The organism is Euzebya rosea (assembly GCF_003073135.1).
GTDB lineage: Bacteria > Actinomycetota > Nitriliruptoria > Euzebyales > Euzebyaceae > Euzebya > Euzebya rosea.
On the sequence record NZ_PGDQ01000023.1, the window covers coordinates 30,315 to 46,569 of the forward strand.

The following is a 16,255-nucleotide window of genomic DNA, read 5'->3' on the forward strand; positions in this document are numbered from 1 at the left end:
GCGATCCCGGCGTGGTCAGAGGTCCCGGCGACGCAGGGACCTGACGGCGAGGACCATCAGCACGGTGGCGTACAGCAGCGACCAGGCGATGAGCATCACGCTCGGCGGGTCGACCGCAGCGAACGGGATGCCCACGTCGCCGTCGGGCGACAGCAGGAAGGCCGGGGACTGCAGGTGGAACGATGCGCCCCGCCACAGGGCGTCGCTGGGCATCAGGAGGCTGACGGCCACACCGATGCGTTCGACCGCGGGGTTGTCCACGATCCGGCCGACGAACTCCATGATCCCCGCCAGCCAGGCAAGCCCGTACAGGGCGACGACGACCACCCCGGTGGCGACGGTGCCCAGGCGGGTGGACAGCGCCACGGCGAGGGCGACGAGGACGAGGACCTCCAGCGACATCAGCGCCATTCCCCGCACCGGCGAGAGGGCGCCGTACCCCCCGACCCCGCCGGCCACGCCGAGCACCCCGGCGGTCATGATCACCACGTAGCCGACCGACAGGCCACCGAAGGCCGCCGTGCGCTGCAGCAGCCAGGACCAACGTGGGATCGGCCGGGCCAGGACCTGCAGGGCCCGGCCGGACTCCAGCTCGCCCGCGATCGACCCGGCGGCCAGCAGGATCGCGAGGAACGCCGCGAGGAACTGCACGGCGTACAGGCCGAGGACGGTCATGACGGTGGTGGCGGCGATCGTGGCGAGCTCGTCGCCGGTGTCGGCGGCGACTCGGCTGAACGCGGTGGAGAACCCGAACCAGAACAGCCCCACGAAGGCGACGCTGACGGCAGCCCCGATGCCGAGGATCCGCCGGTTGAGGGCCTCCTGCAGGGCCGCGCGGAACACGATCACGACCGTGCCTCCTCTCCCGGGTGGTCGACCAGCTGCAGGAAGACCTCCTCCAGGCTGGACTGCAGGGGGACGACGGCGCGGATGCGGCCGCCCGCGGCGACGACGGCGGTGACCAGCTCGGGGCCGGCGTCGCGGTCGTCCAGGCCGACGAGGATCGCCCGGTCGTCGGCATGCACGATCGTGCCGAACCCCTCGACCACCGCGGTCAGGCGGGCGTCGACGCGATCGAGGACGAGGCGGACCTCGCCGCCGGAGGGCAGGTCGGCGACGGCCCGGTCGGCGAGCACCCGACCGCGGTCCATCACGACGACCCGGTCGCAGACCTGCTCGACCTCGCCGAGGAGGTGGGAGTTCAGCAGCACCGCAGCGCCCCGGGCACGCAGCCCGAGCACGATGTCGCGGACCTCGCGTCGCCCGACGGGGTCCAGCGCGGAGGTGGGCTCGTCGAGGATGACCAGGTCGGGCTCGCCGAGCAGGGCTGCCGCGAGGCCGAGCCGTTGGCGCATGCCCTTGGAGTAGCCGCCCACCCGCTCGTCCCCGCGGCCGGCCAGGCCGACGTGGCGCAGGGCGTCGGCCGCGGCCCGGGCGACCTGTTCGCGTGGGACCCGCACGAGCCCGGCGTGCTGGCGAAGCACCCGGTCGCCGGTGGCCCACTCGGGCTGGGCGAAGGTCTCGGGCAGGTAGCCGACGCGTCTGCGCGCGGCCGGGTCGGCGGCGTCACGACCGAACAGCTCGGCGCGTCCGGCGTCGGGCCGGGTCAGTCCGAGCAACATCTTGACGGTCGTGGTCTTGCCGGCCCCGTTGGGGCCCAGCAGCCCCACGGCCTCGCCGGGCCGGATCTCCAGGTCCAGCCCGTCGACGGCGGTCCGTCCTCCGAAGGCCTTGACGAGGCCCCGGGCGAGCAGGACCGGGGGCGCCGCGGCCGGGGTCGGGACGGGGGCGCCGGCCACGGGGGTGTCGCCGGGAGCAGGGGTGTCGCCGGGAGCGGGGGTGTCGCCGGGGGCGGGGGTGGCCCGGCTCACGTGCGCTCGGCCAGGTCCTGCAGCTCGTCCAGCGGACGGGTTCCGGCGATGCCGTGGATCAGGCCGTCGGCCTGCCACACGATGGCCGCGCCCAGGCCGCTGTCGTCACCGAAGGCCAGGCCGTCGTTGCCGGCCACGGTGAGTGTTTCCCAGCCGACGCCGCCGGCGGGCACGGGCAGCGGGAGGGTGTGCTGCCAGTCCTCGATGCCGGCCAGCTGGGTGCGCAGCGACTCGGGCAGCTCCTCGCGGGACAGCAGGAAGTCACGGATGTCGGCGAGCGGGGCGCCCTGGGCGGTGGCCTCGATGGCACCGGCCGTCCCGAGCACGAGGTCGGGCATGCCGCTGGCGGCGGTCAGCACGGTGGCGGCACCGCCGGGCACGGTGACGTCGAGCACGGCGCCGTCCAGGTCGGCTGGCACCCCGTTGTCGGCGGTGGCGAGGAGGGTCACGACGGCGTGGGAGGGGGCGATGGCGAGGTAGGTGATCGCGGCGTCCGGGCCGGCAGCCCCCTCGGGCAGGTCGGGCGCAGCCACACCGGCGATCGCCAGCGCGGCGGCGGGGTCGGCCACCTCGGTCGGCCCGTCGTGCAGGGCGCCGTCGCCGGTCAGCTCGACGGTGGCGATGTCGTCGAGGGCGTCGAGGTCCTGCAGCGCGGCCACGTCGACCTCGATGACCTGGACCCGCTCGCTGCGGAAGGTGTCGAGGAACTGGGCGAGGGCGCCGGAGCCGAGGGGCGTGACGGCCAGGGCGACCGTCAGCAGCCCACCCGCGACGGCCAGGACCACCCGACGGGGCCGCGTGCGCCCCGATGGACGGCGCGATGACGGGCGCGATCGGGGCCTGCCTCGTCCCGGCGCGACGGAGGCCCCGATCGCGTCGACCGGGGTGCGGGACGGCCGACCGGGCGCGGGCTCGGTGGCCGGGTCGGTGATCACGTCGACGGCCGCGGCGGCGGGTGCGTCGTCGAGGACGGTGAGCAGGCGGCGGACGGTGCCGGCGTCGTCGGCGATGGTGAGGATCGTGTCCCGGCACCCCTCGCAGCCGTCGAGGTGGGCCTCGACCGTCGCGTCGGGGTGGTCCAGGTGGGTGCGCAGGCGGCCGGAACCGGGGCACGCCAGCAGGTCGGTGGGGGTGGGCTCAGTCATCGTCGGTCTCCCAGTCACGTCGGAACGCCCGCTCGCCCCTGGCGAGCAGCACCCCGACCGATCCGGCTGCCACGCCCAGCGCGGCGGCGATCTCGGCGTAGCTGTGGCCGGAATGGCGCAGCAGCAGCGCGACGGCCTGCCGTTCGGGCAGCCCGGCCAGCACGGCGCGGACACGACGTCGTTCGTCGTCACGGGTGACGACGTCCTCCGGCGTCTCCGGCCGGTCGGGCCCGACAGCCTGTCCGTGCGCGGCCACCCGGGCGTCGTGCCGCTTGGCCGCACGCACCCGGTTGAGGGCCAGGTTGATCGTCACCCGGTTGAGCCAGGCAGCGACCTCGTCCTCGGGCCGACCCTCCACCGACGATCCGTCCAGGCGGGCCAGCGCATCGGCGGCCACCTCCTCGGCGGTCGCGCGCTGGTCGACCACCCTGGCAGCCAGGGCGGTCAACCGTGGGTAGTGGTCGGCGAAGGGCGAGTCCGTCACACCCCTTCCAACACCGCCGGCGGGCGAGATGTGACACCCCCCGACGAAACCATCCGGCTCAGTCGTAGATGCCGTCGATCACGTCGGCGTACTTGGTGGACACCACGTGGCGCTTGAGCTTCAGCGACGGGGTCAGCTCGCCGGACTCCACGGTCCAGTCGGTGGGCAGCAGCTCCCACCGCTTGACCTGCTCGACCCGCGCCAGCCTGGCGTTGGCCGCGTCGACCGCCGCACCGACCTCGGCCAGCACCTCCTCGCGCTGGGAGAACTCCGCCATCGAGCCGAACGGGATGTTGTGCTTGGCGGCCCACGACTCGGCGGCCTCGGGATCCAGGACGAGCAGCGCGGAGATGTAGTTGCGGTCGTCGCCGATGGCCATGACCTGCCCGATCAACGGGTGCTGCTTCAGCGCCGTCTCGATCTCGTGGGGCGAGATGTTCTTGCCCGAGGAGGTGACGATGATCTCCTTCTTGCGACCGACGATCGCCAGGTAGCCGTCGTCGTCGATCTTGCCGAGGTCACCGGTGTGCAGCCAGCCGTCGGCGTCGTAGAGCTCCTCGGTGGCCTCGGGCCGGCGGTAGTACTCCGGCGTCATGGTCGGCCCGCGGGCGATGATCTCGCCGTCGCTGGCGATGGCGACCTCGATGCCCGGGACTCGCTCGCCGACGGTGCCGAGCCGCACGCGGCCGGGACGGTTGGCGTTGGTGACCGCCGTCGTCTCGGTCATGCCGTAGACGTTGAGGATCTCGATGCCGAGCCCACGGAAGAACATCAGCAGGTCGTCGGGCATGGGCGCCGCACCGGTCAGGGCGATCAGCGTGTCGTCCAGGCCGAGCGCCTCGCGGACCTTGCTGTAGACGAGCTTCTCGAACAGCGCGGCCTGTCCCTGCAGCAGCACCGACGGCTTGCGACCGGAGAACGCCATCGCGCCGAGCTGCGGGAGGATCGAGAACGCCTGCTGGCCCAGCTTGGCCTTGGGCCCCTCGGCCTCGTCGATGCGCGTCAGCAGGGCCGCGCGCATCTTCTCCCAGACCCGTGGGACGGCCAGGAACGCCGTGGGCTTGGCGACGGGCAGGTACTCCGCGATCTGGGTGTAGTCCTCGCAGAAGTGCACCTTGGCGGCGTACTTGATGCCCTGCCAGTGGCTGAACGTGCGCTCGGCGACGTGGGCGAGCGGCAGGTAGGACAGCGTGTTGGGGTTCATCGGCAGCTCGAAGATCCCCCGTGCGGCCTCCATGATGTAGAGGACGCCGCGGTGGGTCTCGACGACGCCCTTGGGCGGGCCGGTGGTTCCGGAGGTGTAGATCAGCGTGGCGATGTCGTCGGGTTCGACGGACTTCCACGCGGCGGTGAACACGTCCTCGCCGACCTCGTCGAGGTGGGCCTGCCCCTCGGCAAGGAAGTCCGACCAGCTGACCACCCGGTCGTCGTCGACGTCCTCGGCGCCCTCGACCATGACGATCGTGGCCAGGTCGGGCAGCTCGTCGCGGACGGCCGCCCAGCGTGCGTGGGCCTCGGCGTCGTTGAGGACCGCGACCTTCGCGCCGCAGTTGCCCGCCACGTAGGCGATCTGCTCCTCCGCGAGGGTGTTGTAGACGCTGACGCCGGTGGCGGCGGCGTGGAACGACCCGGTGTCGGCGATGACGTGCTCGGGACGGTTGTTGACCATGATGGCCACGAAGTCGCCCTTGCCCAGGCCGCGCTTCAGCAGGGCCATGGCGAAGCGCTTGGCGTCCTCGCCGTACTCCCGCCACGTCTGCCAGGTCCAGCTGCCGTCCTCCAGTCGCCGGCCGAGCGCATCACGGCTGCCGTAGGTCGACACGGTGGACTGGAACAGCGTGCACAACGTCTGTCCCTCGATCGCCTCGAGGATCTGGTTGCGCTCCTGGAGCACCTCGTCGGTCATGTGGTCGTTCGCCCTTCCTGTGGTCGGCTCGTCGGGCCGGTCCCCGCCCGTCGGGGTGATCCTAGTGGACTGCAACCGCCCGAGACAGGGCAGTCTGGTCCCCATGACTTCTGCGCCCGGACTGCTGCTGATCGCCCACGGAACCCGCGACCCGAGGGGGGCGGAGGAGATGGCCGAGCTGGTCGAGCTCGTCCAGCAGCGGGTGGACGGCCCCGTCGGCAACGCGTGGCTGGAGGACTTCTCCGACCCGCAGGGGGTGGAGGGCGCGCGGCCGCTGGTCGAGGCGGGCGTGTCGCGGATCGTGACGCTGCCGATGCTGAACTTCGCGGCCTACCACGCCAAGACCGACGTGCCCGAGCAGCTGGCCGAGATCCACGAGGCGTTCCCCGACGTGGCGATCAGCCACGGTCGGGTGCTGGGCGTGCACCACGACCTGCTGACCCTCGGCTGGGATCGGATCGACGCCGTCAGCCCGAAGGAGGGCCGGGAGGAGGAGGTGCTGGTCGTGGCCGCCTCGGGGTCCAGCGACCCCGACGCCAACGGCGAGCTGGCCAAGGCCGCCCGGATGCTGGCCGAGGGGTCGGGCCACCGGTGGGTCGAGCACTCCGTGGCCGGGGTGACGTGGCCGCGGACCGACGACGTGCTCCGCCGGGTCCACCGCGCCGGGGCCACCCGTGCCGTCGTCTTCTCCTGGTCGTTGCTGGCCGGGCTGCTGGAGGCGCGGGTCTGGGATGCCGTGGACACCGTCGCGGAGGAGACGGGCCTGGAGATCGGTCGGGCCGGCCGGTTCGGCCCCGACCCGCGTGTCGCCGACGCCCTCGTCGGCCGCTACCGCGAGGCGCTGGAGGGTGACATCCGCGCCAACTGCGACACCTGTGTCTACCGGGTCCCGTTCCCCGGCAAGGAGAACCGCGTCGGCGCGCCCTCGGCCGGCGGTGTCGCCCCCGTCACCTGAGCCGTCGCAGCCGCACGGGCCGTCACGCGGGGTCGAGGGCGCCGCATTCGACGGCCCGGTCGACCCGCCGTCGCAGGACGGCCACCGTGGCGGGTTCGTCCATGACGGCGCCACCGCTGCGCCCCGCCTCCCACGCGTCGAGCCGCGCGAGCACGTCGTCGATGCCGTCGAGCAGGTGGCCGAAGACCGTGGCCCAGCGGCTGACGAGGTGCGATGGGTGCAGGTCCCATCCCTGCTCGAACCCGTGGAGGAGGGAGTGCCGGACATGGGCGGCGTGGGTGCGCCAGGTGGCGTGGACCGCAGGGGTGCTGTCGTCAGCCGGGGCAACGTTGGTGGTACCGTCGCTCAGGCGCACCTCGGTCCTGGCGAACGTCACCTGCATCAGGTGGCGCGCGAAGTCGCACCCCGGGTGGTCGAGGCGCTGCTGCTCGGCCGGCACGCCCAGCGCCGCGGTGTAGTCGAACACGCCGAAGTGCACGGCCCGCAGCCGGCCGGCACCCGCGTCGCGGATGTCGCGGAGCGCGACGCGCCCGTCGGGGCCAAGGACCGACGCGGTCGTCTCGACCTGCGCCTCGAACCGGAGGGTCCCGTCGGCCAGCCCGTGCGCCCGTTCGAGCGCAGCCAGCACGTCGACGAACGCCGCCACGTGCGGCACCGCGACGATCTTGGGGAACGTGACGACGAAGCCGTCGGGCAGCCGTCCGGCCTCGTCGAGCATCGCCTCGAGGAACGCGTCGAGCGTCGCGACGCTCCGGGCGGCCAGGCCGTCGGTGAAGGACTTGACCCGCAGGCCGACGAACGGCGTGCAGCGGTCCTCGGCCACCATGCGCCCCACGAGCCGGCCGGTCCGGACGGCGTCGGCCCCCTCCTCCCCCTCGTCGTGGCCGACGTAGCCGTCCTCGAAGTCCACGCGGAGGTCCTCGATGGGTTCGCGGTCGAGCTTGTGGCGAACCCGCTCGTGCACCCGGTCGGCGAGGGATGGCCGGAGGTCCACGGCGCTGGCCAGCGCCACGCCGTCGGGCGCATGGCTGGCCAGCAGCCGGCGGGCCTCGCCGCCGAGGGCGGCCACCGGGTCCTTGGGCAGGCGGTGGGCCGGCACGTAGAGGACCTGGGCCGGCTGCCGGGACGTCGGGCGGCCGGGCCAGTCCCGCCGGTACGCCGCGTCGGCCTCGGCGACCCCGTCGAGCAGGCTGCGGGTGGCCGCCGGGGTCAGCCGTCCCACGGCACCTCCGGGGTGACGCCGTCGCGCGCCACCGCACCCTCGATCACGCCGAAGGGCCGGTCGGCCACCAGGTACACGAGGCCGGGGTTGTCCAGCCCGTAGGGCGACAGGTCGGACAGGATGTGGTGCTCGTTGGGCAGCAGGAACCGGATCCAGGTGATGTCGGGGTGGGCGTCGAGCACGGCGGTGCCCATGACGTGGAGGGTGTGCTGCACCGACTCGCTGGCGTCGTGGCTGGCGAACGCGGCGAGGATCGTGGCGGGCACGTCGGTGGCCATGCCCGAGTGGTCGGCGTCGGGACCGGTCGTCCCCCACCGGGCGTCGACGGTGGTGGCCATCACCCGGTCGCGGGTCTCGGGCAGCGTCGTGTACTCGTCGCAGAGGAAGCCGCTGAACGCGCTGCCCGTGGTCTTCAGCACGCGGGCACCGAGGATCCCGCCGGTGACCGTCGGGGATGCGTTGCGAGCCCGGGAGACCGTCCATGTCGGGCGACCACCGGCGGCCGGGCGGAAGGTGTGCTCGTGCGCTTCGCCGTCGACGGTGACGGCCTGCCACGGGTACTGGGTGAGGGTGACGACGGCCCGGTCGACGCCGGGCGAGGCGTCGAGGAACCGATCGACGAGCCGGACGCCGTAGCCGACGACGCTGTCGATGCCGTCGCGGGCCAGGGCGAAGCAGGTGCCGCGCATCGTGTCGGTCGGCAGCACCGCGCTGTTGTCGCCGTCGACGTGGGCGGCGTCGAAGTCGCCGTGCAGCCGCACCTCCACCTCGAGGTCGGTGAACGCGTGGGTGGGACGCGACCGGTCGACGACGGCCAGGCGGATGCCCGACTTGCCGTAGCGGTTGGGACCCATCGGCGGGGAGGACATGGCGACCCTCAGCTTCCTCGGTAGGTGCTGTAGCCGTAGGGGCTGAGCAGCAGTGGAACGTGGTGGTGCTGGTCGGCGTCGGTCACGACGAAGGTGATGGTGATGTCGTCCCAGAACGTCTCGGTGTTGCGGTCGGCGAACCATGTGGACACGGCGAAGGTCACGCGGTGGGTGCCGGGGACCAGCGCGTCGGCCAGCTCGCCGACGCGGCCGTCGCCGTCGGTGGTGCCACGGCCGACCGTGACCCAGCCGTCGTCGTGGGCCCGTTCGGCGAGGACGTCCACGCCGGCCGCGGGCGTGCCCCGGGCGGTGTCGAGGACGTGGGTGGACAGGCTCATCCGGGGACTCCCTCTCGCAGCAGGGCCTGCAGCCGCAGGGCGGTGATCTGGCGTTGTTCCTCTGCGGCCACGGCGATCTCGGCTTGGTGCGGGTGGTCGAGGCGTTCCTCCAGCGCGTCGAGGATCTCCTCCGCCGATCGGCCCGCGGCACGGATGAGGAAGACGTGGCCGAACCGCTCCTCGTACAGCCGGTTGCCCTCGGCGATGCGGTCGAGGATGGCCTGCTCGCCCGCCTGCACGTCGGCCTGCTCGCGGGTCGACCAGCGCGAGGCGGACCGTTCGCCGATGCGAGGGTGGGCGGCCAGGGCCTCGAGCACGTCGTCGGGGCCGACGTCGGTCCAGCATTCGTCGGCGGCGCCGAGCAGCCGGCCCGGCCGGACGAACGGCCGCCGGGCGAGCATCGCGTCGACCCAGGACGTGGAGCCGCAGCAGGCAAGCAACATCTCGCGGGCGCGGTCGTCGCCGGCCGCGTCGAGCAGCGCGACGGTGTTGCGCTGCCACCCCTCCTCGGTGACGAAGCCCCGGGCCCGGAGCCTTGCCACACCGCCGTCGGGGTGGATCCGCAGCTGGAGGTGGGTGGCGATCGCCGGTTCCTCCACGTCGATGACGTGGCGGGCGTGGGGCTGCATCGGGTGGTCGAGGACCAGCGGGGTCCAGCCGTCGGTCGGGAGGTCGTCGGGGTCGGCATCGGGAGCGTCGATGGCGAGGACGTCACAGCGGTCGGGGTGGTTGCCCTTGAAGTTGGTGGTGTCCAGCTCGATCCGCTCGACGCGGCCGGTCGTGGCGAGCTCGATGATCGCGAAGTCGTGGCCCGGCCCGCGCCGGCGTGTGGTCTCCCACCCGTCGCCCATGTCGCGGCCGTCGCCGACCATCAGCAGGTTGGTGGGTGCGGAGAAGAACGCGTCGGAGCACCCGACCGCGCGTCCACCGTTGATGATGGCGGCGAGGTCCAGCCGGCCGCTGTGGTCGGCCGCGCGCCGCAGGTCCACCAGGGGGCGGCCCAGCAGTCGCAGCCTGGCCACGCCGCCGTCGGGATGGATGACGAACCGGACGTGGCTGACGCGGAGGTGGGTGTCGACGTCGAACCGCTGGGCCGCGTCGCCGCGCAGGTCGGTGCGGGGCCGGAGCGGGGCCCAGGTGGCGTCCTCGGCCGGGGGGCCGTCGGGGCTGAGCGTGCCCCACAGCTCGAACGCGGCCGGGTAGTTGCCGCGGAAGTGGGTGGTGTCGACGACGACGGCCTCGATGACCCCGGTGACGCCGAGGCGGACAACGCACCAGTCGTGGCCGGGAGCGTCCGCCGGGTCGCGGCGTCGCCGGGTCTCCCACCCGTCCATGACCTTGCCGCGGTCGCCGTAGGCCAGCGGGTCGAAGGCCGGTGGGAGTGGGTCGAGCAGGTTCTCCTTCGCGGCGAAGAACTCGTCGTTGGCGTCCAGCACCATCCCGCCGAGCCGGCGAGCCGCCAGGTCGACCACACCGGTGGGGGCCCGTCCGCTGGGGTCCGTCGAGGGGTCGTGCATCAGCGCATCCTCCCTCGCGGCGGGCCGAGGTGTGTGCCGTCCCGGAAGATGGGCACGCCGGCCAGCCACGTCGTGTCGACCGCGCCGGCGACGACACGTCCCTGGTGCGGCGTCACGGGATGGCGGTGTTCCAGCGCGGTGCCCTCGACGGTCCACTCCGCATCGGGGTCGAACGCGACCAGGTCTGCCCGGGCGCCGACGGCGATGCCACCGCGGTCCCGCAGCCCTGCGATGCGGGCCGGAGCCGCCGCCATCCATCGCACGACGTCGGTCAGGTCGTGGCCCCGGTCCCTGGCGGCGGTCCACACGAGCGGCAGCCCGATCTGGAGCGACGCGATGCCGCCCCACGCGGCCATGAAGTCGCCGGTGTCGGGGGCCTTGTCCTCCGGCGGACACGGCGAGTGATCGCTGACGACCGCATCGATGATCCCGTCGGCGAGGAGGTCCCACAGCCGGTCGGCGTTGGCCCGGCCGCGGATCGGCGGCGCGCACTTGAACTCGGTCGCCCCGTCGGGGATGTCCTCGGCGTGGATGGTGAGGTAGTGGGGGCAGGTCTCGACGGTGATCGCCAACCCCTCGGCCCTGGCGTCGGCGATCACCTCGCCGGCGTCGGCAGCCGACAGGTGCAGGACGTGGACCCGTCCGCCGGTCTCTCGTGCGGCGGCCACGAGCGCTCGGACCGCGGCCACCTCGGCCTCGGGGGGTCGGCTGTCGAGCCACGAGTCGTGGCTGCGGGGGTTGCGCAGGTCGAGGGTGGCCGAGGCGTCGGCGCAGATGTCGGGGTCCTCGGCGTGCACGATCAGCGTCGAGCCGAGCTCGGCGATGCGCTGCAGCAACGGGGCGACGTCGGTGGGGTGCACGCAGCCGTACTCGGGTACGCCGGAGTCGCAGAGGAAGGCCTTGAACCCGCGGACGCCGGCCGCGTGGAGGGCGGGCAGGTCGTCCTCGTTGCCGGGTACGGCACCGCCCCACACCGCGACATCGACGTGGAGCTGGCCCTCGGCGGCGTCCCGTTTGGCCCGGAGCGCCGCGACGTCGGTCGTCGGCGGGATGCAGTTCAGGGGCATGTCGACGATCGTCGTGATGCCCCCGGCGGCTGCGGCCCTCGTGGCGGTGAAGAACCCCTCCCAGCGTGTCCGCCCGGGTTCGTTGACGTGCACGTGGCTGTCGACCAGCCCGGGGAGGAGGACCAGGTGGTCGTCGAGCTCGACGACCTCGGGAAGGTCCTGACCGGGGTGCGGGGATGTGTCCGACATCGCGTCGAGGCCCGTGATGGCCAGGATCCGTCCGTCGCCGACGTGGACCGCCGCCGGCCGGATCCCCTCGGGGGTCACGACCTGCCGCGCACGGAGCACGAGGTCGCTCGCGGGCTCAGGCACGTGGACTGCACCTGTGCGACGAGGTTGTCTCGGCATGGACTCGGCGTGCCGCGGCGGCGGCGGTCATGGCGCCGGTGTCGATGCGTGGGACCTCACCCGGGAGCTGCTCGAGCCGGTGAGTCGTCTGCTCCAGGCGGGCCAGGCGCCATCGTCGTGATGCCTCGTCGCGGGCGGGGTCCTCCGGGTGCAGGACCTGGGCTCGAATGCGGTCGGCGATGAGGTCCTTCGCGGCCGTCAGGACAACCTCTGCGACCTGGGTCCCCGCGGCAGCGAGGCCACCGAACACCTCGCCACGGTGCACCGGGTCGTCGAGGGTCATGCCGACGACAACGGTGTTCACCGGGGTGTCGTCGCCGCGCCGGGCGTGCAGCACCTCGACGATCGTGGCGGCGACCAGCCGGCGCCACGCCGGCAGGTCACGGAAGTCGTCGGTCGGTACAGGGAGCACGTCACGCAGGAGGTACCCGACCTCCTCCGGGTCCACCGCCACCAGGGACGGGTCCAGGGCGACCAGCTCGGCGACGACCGAGCTCTTGCCGGCCCCGAACGTCCCGTTGATCCACACGACGTCCGGCCGCTGGGCGGCGACCGACTGCACGTTCGCGTGGTGGGCCTCGGGTGCCTCGAGCTCTGGCATCAGGCACGCAACCTCGCGTGTGTGTCCCGGCGAGTCAACAGCCCTGCCCGGCCACGCCCACGGCTGGGGCTGGTCGCACCTCACAGCGACACCAGACCTGACCGCGCCCCACGACTCCCCGACCCAGTCGCGCCTCGCAAGGAAGCCGGCCCCACCTCACCCCACAACCCCAGCGGCCCGGTCGCACCCCGCCAGGGACACCCGGTCGCACCTTGCAGCGACACCAGGTCGAACCACGCAGCGCCCCCCGCAGTCCCGAGCCGCACCACGCAGAAACAGCCGACCGAAGCGCACCCCGCGCCAGGCCGGCCGCAGGAAACTCTCGCGGCAGAGCCAGCGCCCGCGTCCGTCCGCCCTCCGCAGCCCCAACAAAACGCCGAGCGGCGGCGTTCAGGCTCCGCGGGACCGGCAGTCGAAGTCACAGGCATCGCAGCGCGCACCGGCGATCCGAGCCGTCACCCGCAGCGCCCGAATGCGGCCCTTCATCCGGGACTTCGCCTGCTTCGTCACCGTGCCGACCATGTACCGGTCGCGGCTGATGCGTCGGGCACGCCCGCGGGCCACCTCGTATCGCATCTGGTCCGACACGACCTTGCCTGCGCGGCCAGCGATATGGAATCCCTCCCCTTCCACCGCCGCGGCCAGCTCGGCGCAGGACCACGGACCACCCGACTCCAGCAGGATCAGGACGAGCAGCTCGCGCAGGCGGAGGCCCGAGATGGGGATCGGGTCGGTGAGCCCGGATCCGCAGGCGCAGGGCGGGACACTGTCGGCAGCATCCGGCCGTGTCGCACGAGCCACAGCGCGCGAACGAGCGGCCTCGACGATCCGGTCGTCCGGATCCCTGATGGGTCCGAGAAGGAGGTCGGATGGCCGCGGCGGCGGGGTACGAGAAGCCATACCCAACATGGTCGACAGGCGACGTCTTCAGCGTCGGCTGGATTTGGGGTCGCCTGTGGAGAACCCGCGGCTGTCGTCACGAGGTGCGACCGAACCCACGCCGCCCTCGACCGGGCCGGACAGTCCACACCACGCCTGTCGCCACGAGGTGCGACCGAACCCACCCCACCGACGACCGGCGCCGGGCAGACCACACCACGCCTGTCGCCACGAGGTGCGACCGAACCCACCCCACCGACGACCGGCGCCGAACAGCCCACACCACGCCTGTCGCCACGAGGTGCGACCGAACCCACGCCGCCGGGGACGTCAGCCGGCCGCGACCACCTCCTCGCGCAACTCGACCATGCGGTCGATCTCGATGCGCTGGTCGGCGTCGATGTGGCTGGCCATGGTGAACAGGTCGTTGTCCTGGCCGCTGCCGTCCTCGAGCGCGTACAGGTCCTCCACCATCAGCAGCGCCCCCTCGTGGTGGAAGGTCATGGCGTCGAGGAACAGCAGGTCGAAGTCCGTACCGTCAGCATCGGCGAGGCGGTCCATCTGCTCGGCGGTCAGCATCCCCGGCATGAGGTGCTCGCCGTGATCACCCCTCGCGTGCGCTGACCCCGGCCCCACGTCGGGGACGGGTTCGCCCCGGGCCTCGAGCCAGCTGATCATCAGGTCGATCTCGTCGTACTGGGAGGTGTCCATCCGCTCGGCGAAGGACGCGAGGGACTCAAGCGACGTCCGGTCCGCCACAAGCGCGGTCATGTCCAGCGCCTGGGCGTGGTGGTGCAGCATGCCGGTGACGAACGCCACGTCCGCCGGGGTGTGCGGTGGCGGTTCGATGGCGTCGGCGTCCTCGGCGGTGATCCGAACAGGCGCCTCGCCGGGGGCGCCGGCCTGGACCACGACGGGTCCGTCCGGGGTGGGTTCGGCGGCAGCCTCCTCCCCCGCGGTGCATCCGCTGGCAAGGACAGCCAACGCCAGGATCGCGAGCGCCATCAGGCGCGAACGAACGACGGAGGTGGTGGCCCCGGAGGGGGCGGGCTGGTGCCCGCCCCCTCCGGTGTGATGCATGGTGGCCAAGCCGCCTACCTCGCCACCACGTCGGCCAACGCCAGCAGGGCGTTGCGCAGACCGACCTCCTGGGACGACGAACCGCTCACCTGGTTGCTGACGGCACGCAGCTGCGCTGCCGCGTTGTTGCGGGACGGGGGGGAAACCGCGGCCTCGGCGCGGTCGACGAACTTCTTGACGTTCGCCGAGACGTTCGGTGCCAGCACCCCAGCCCGGTCGGCGGCGGAGTGCCACGCGCGGACGGTCAGGTACGTGGTCGGCCAGACGATCGGCTGCTGGTGCTGCACGTTGGTGGTCGTGGTCACGACCTGCCGGGCGGCGTCCAGCTCCAGCTGCGACAGGGCTGCGCTCGGGGTCAACGCGAAGGTGTCGACACCTCGAGCGATCTCGTTGCCGATGATGGTGCCGTTCCACCAGTAGGAGGACCAGAACCCGCCCGTGACCAACGCAGTCGGGTTGACGGGGCCACGGTCGAAGTAGGCGATCTCCACCGGGTTGGCGGAGTCGGTGAAGTCGAACACGGTCGTCCCACCCTGGTACCAGGCCTGGACCATGATGTCGCGGCCGGGCACCGGCACGAGCGAGCCGTTGTGGGCGACGCAGTTCTCCTGGTTGGTCTGGACCATCGGCAGCTTGAAGTAGCTGCGCCACTCCATCGTCGGGCCGTTGGGGGTCTGGACGATGTCGAAGACGGCGTTGGCGCCCCAGCTCAGCGGGTCGGTCGCCCGGCACCGGGCGCCGGATCCACCGCCCCACTCGTCGGTGAAGACGACCTTGGTGCCGTCGTTGTTGAACGTCGCGGAGTGCCAGTAGGCGAAGTTGTAGTCACGGACGTGGGCGATCCGGCGAGGGTTCGGCGGGTCGGTGATGTCCAGCAGCAGGCCGTCGCCCTGGCAGGCACCGGCCGCAAGGCCGATCGCGGGGTAGGCGGTGATGTCGTGGCAGGCCGACGTCTGCGAGGCGCTCTGACCGCCCGGCTCACGGCCCGACCCCTCCGGGTAGTTGGGCTGGGGGTTGGGGAACGCCAGCCCGTTGAGGGACCCGTTGGCGTGGTCGGCCTCGCAGCTGTTGTCGCCGCAGGTGCTCATGATGCGGGCGTTGCGGTTGACGATCGCTGCGGTCTCCGGCGCGGCCAACGGCACCTCGATCACGGTGATCGAGAAGTTGGACGTGTTGGGGTCGACCAACGAGCTGGCACTGGAGCAGCCCGCCAGCTCAGTCGCGGCGCGGACGCTTGATGTCATGGACACGTAGATCCACAGCGTGTCCTCGACGCCGGGCTTGGTGACGATGGTGTGGGTGTGGGACCCGCGGCAGGTCTGCACGCCGGGCAGCTGCACGGGCGCCGCCAGGTCGGAGATGTCCCAGATACGGATGCCGCGGAAGCGGTTGGCTGCGGTCGCACCGCCGGTGGTGCAGTCGATCTTGGCGGCGGTGGACTCCACCGACATGAACAGCAGGTTGCCGTGGACCGAGACGTCGTTCTGGCTGCCGGGGCAGATGACGGACGTCGTGAGGGCCGGTGCGGCCGGGTCGGTCACGTCGTACAGGTTGAAGCCGTTGTAGTTGCCGGACACCGCATAGCGCCGACCGTCGCGCTCGAAGAACGCCAGGTCGGAGTTGGTGCTCGCCCCGGGCGCCAGCGGCATGCTCGCGAGCCGCTGCATGTTCAGGGCAGCCTCGCCCGCGGTGTTGCCGGCGCCGGGAGCCAGGCCGACGCGGGGGTCGTCGGTGGTCGGGTACTCGGGTGCGAGCGCGGCCTCCTCAGCCCCGATGGACTCCATGCCATGGGACTCGTCGAGTGGCTGGCCGTCGCCGTCGTCGGCGGGAAGGTCCTCACCGGAGGTCGGAAGTGCGGCGGCTGGGACGGCGAGTCCCAGCACGAGCAGCACGGACAACGCGAGGACGACCAGCCGGCCCGGGGGCCGGATGGTCGTGGTCTCGGGGGTCGATGGGTGCATTTCGGCGTGCTC

Annotated in this window: 15 protein-coding genes; 1 reads left to right on the forward strand and 14 read right to left on the reverse strand. The window is 72.6% G+C overall.

Translation table 11 applies throughout. From position 1 onward, the window contains the following. Positions 1–15 precede the first annotated feature (15 nt). From CUC05_RS22480 to CUC05_RS22500, 5 genes are read right to left on the reverse strand one after another with little or no spacing between them, the layout of a single operon-like run. Positions 16–849 carry a hypothetical protein gene (locus CUC05_RS22480; RefSeq protein ID WP_108668388.1) on the reverse strand — a complete coding sequence of 278 codons (834 nt, stop codon included), beginning with the start codon at positions 847–849 and terminating at the stop codon, positions 16–18. Next, the gene (locus tag CUC05_RS22485; protein ID WP_205712497.1) at positions 846–1,871 is read right to left on the reverse strand and encodes an ABC transporter ATP-binding protein; all 1,026 of its coding nucleotides are present in this window, start codon (positions 1,869–1,871) and stop codon (positions 846–848) included. The genes CUC05_RS22480 and CUC05_RS22485 overlap by 4 nt, the downstream gene beginning before the upstream one ends. Further along, positions 1,868–3,016: a hypothetical protein gene (locus CUC05_RS24980; RefSeq protein WP_157965896.1), complete on the reverse strand. Its 1,149-nt coding sequence runs from the start codon at positions 3,014–3,016 to the stop codon at positions 1,868–1,870. The genes CUC05_RS22485 and CUC05_RS24980 overlap by 4 nt, the downstream gene beginning before the upstream one ends. Beyond that, the gene (locus CUC05_RS22495) at positions 3,009–3,500 is read right to left on the reverse strand and encodes a sigma-70 family RNA polymerase sigma factor (RefSeq protein ID WP_157965897.1); all 492 of its coding nucleotides are present in this window, start codon (positions 3,498–3,500) and stop codon (positions 3,009–3,011) included. The genes CUC05_RS24980 and CUC05_RS22495 overlap by 8 nt, the downstream gene beginning before the upstream one ends. Before the next feature lie 58 nt (positions 3,501–3,558). Then, positions 3,559–5,406, reverse strand: a complete 1,848-nt coding sequence (locus CUC05_RS22500) for an AMP-dependent synthetase/ligase (protein WP_170128089.1) — start codon at positions 5,404–5,406, stop codon at positions 3,559–3,561. A 103-nt stretch (positions 5,407–5,509) separates the two neighbouring features. On the opposite strand from CUC05_RS22500, the gene CUC05_RS22505 reads away from it, so the two are divergent. Next, entirely contained in the window at positions 5,510–6,361 is an 852-nt protein-coding gene (locus CUC05_RS22505; RefSeq protein WP_170128090.1) for a sirohydrochlorin chelatase, read from the forward strand. Between the two features lie 22 nt (positions 6,362–6,383). On the opposite strand, the gene CUC05_RS22510 is transcribed toward CUC05_RS22505, so the two are convergent. The 9 genes from CUC05_RS22510 to CUC05_RS22550 all read right to left on the reverse strand — a co-directional run bounded on the left by CUC05_RS22510 (position 6,384) and on the right by CUC05_RS22550 (position 16,243). After that, on the reverse strand, positions 6,384–7,583 hold the full coding sequence (locus tag CUC05_RS22510) for a DUF6986 family protein (RefSeq protein WP_108668392.1): 1,200 nt from the start codon (positions 7,581–7,583) through the stop codon (positions 6,384–6,386). After that, positions 7,571–8,452, reverse strand: coding sequence for a factor-independent urate hydroxylase (pucL, locus tag CUC05_RS22515; protein ID WP_108668393.1), 882 nt, complete (start codon positions 8,450–8,452; stop codon positions 7,571–7,573). Before pucL ends, CUC05_RS22510 begins: the two co-directional genes overlap by 13 nt. Positions 8,453–8,460: 8 nt before the next feature. After that, complete coding sequence (gene uraH / locus CUC05_RS22520; RefSeq protein ID WP_108668394.1) at positions 8,461–8,790, reverse strand: hydroxyisourate hydrolase; 330 nt, start codon at positions 8,788–8,790, stop codon at positions 8,461–8,463. Further along, positions 8,787–10,307, reverse strand: coding sequence for an allantoicase (gene alc / locus CUC05_RS22525; RefSeq protein ID WP_108668395.1), 1,521 nt, complete (start codon positions 10,305–10,307; stop codon positions 8,787–8,789). Before alc ends, uraH begins: the two co-directional genes overlap by 4 nt. Then, positions 10,307–11,686 (reverse strand): allantoinase AllB, encoded by a 1,380-nt coding sequence (gene allB / locus CUC05_RS22530; protein WP_205712498.1) that lies wholly within the window; start codon positions 11,684–11,686, stop codon positions 10,307–10,309. Before allB ends, alc begins: the two co-directional genes overlap by 1 nt. Next, complete coding sequence (locus tag CUC05_RS22535) at positions 11,679–12,323, reverse strand: AAA family ATPase (protein WP_108668397.1); 645 nt, start codon at positions 12,321–12,323, stop codon at positions 11,679–11,681. Before CUC05_RS22535 ends, allB begins: the two co-directional genes overlap by 8 nt. A gap of 390 nt (positions 12,324–12,713) precedes the next feature. Beyond that, the gene (locus CUC05_RS22540; RefSeq protein ID WP_157965898.1) at positions 12,714–13,223 is read right to left on the reverse strand and encodes a hypothetical protein; all 510 of its coding nucleotides are present in this window, start codon (positions 13,221–13,223) and stop codon (positions 12,714–12,716) included. A 309-nt stretch (positions 13,224–13,532) separates the two neighbouring features. Continuing rightward, complete coding sequence (locus tag CUC05_RS22545) at positions 13,533–14,282, reverse strand: DUF305 domain-containing protein (protein WP_240606313.1); 750 nt, start codon at positions 14,280–14,282, stop codon at positions 13,533–13,535. 14 nt (positions 14,283–14,296) lie between these two features. Further along, positions 14,297–16,243, reverse strand: a complete 1,947-nt coding sequence (locus tag CUC05_RS22550) for an LVIVD repeat-containing protein (RefSeq protein WP_108668400.1) — start codon at positions 16,241–16,243, stop codon at positions 14,297–14,299. Between the last annotated feature and the right edge of the window lie 12 nt (positions 16,244–16,255).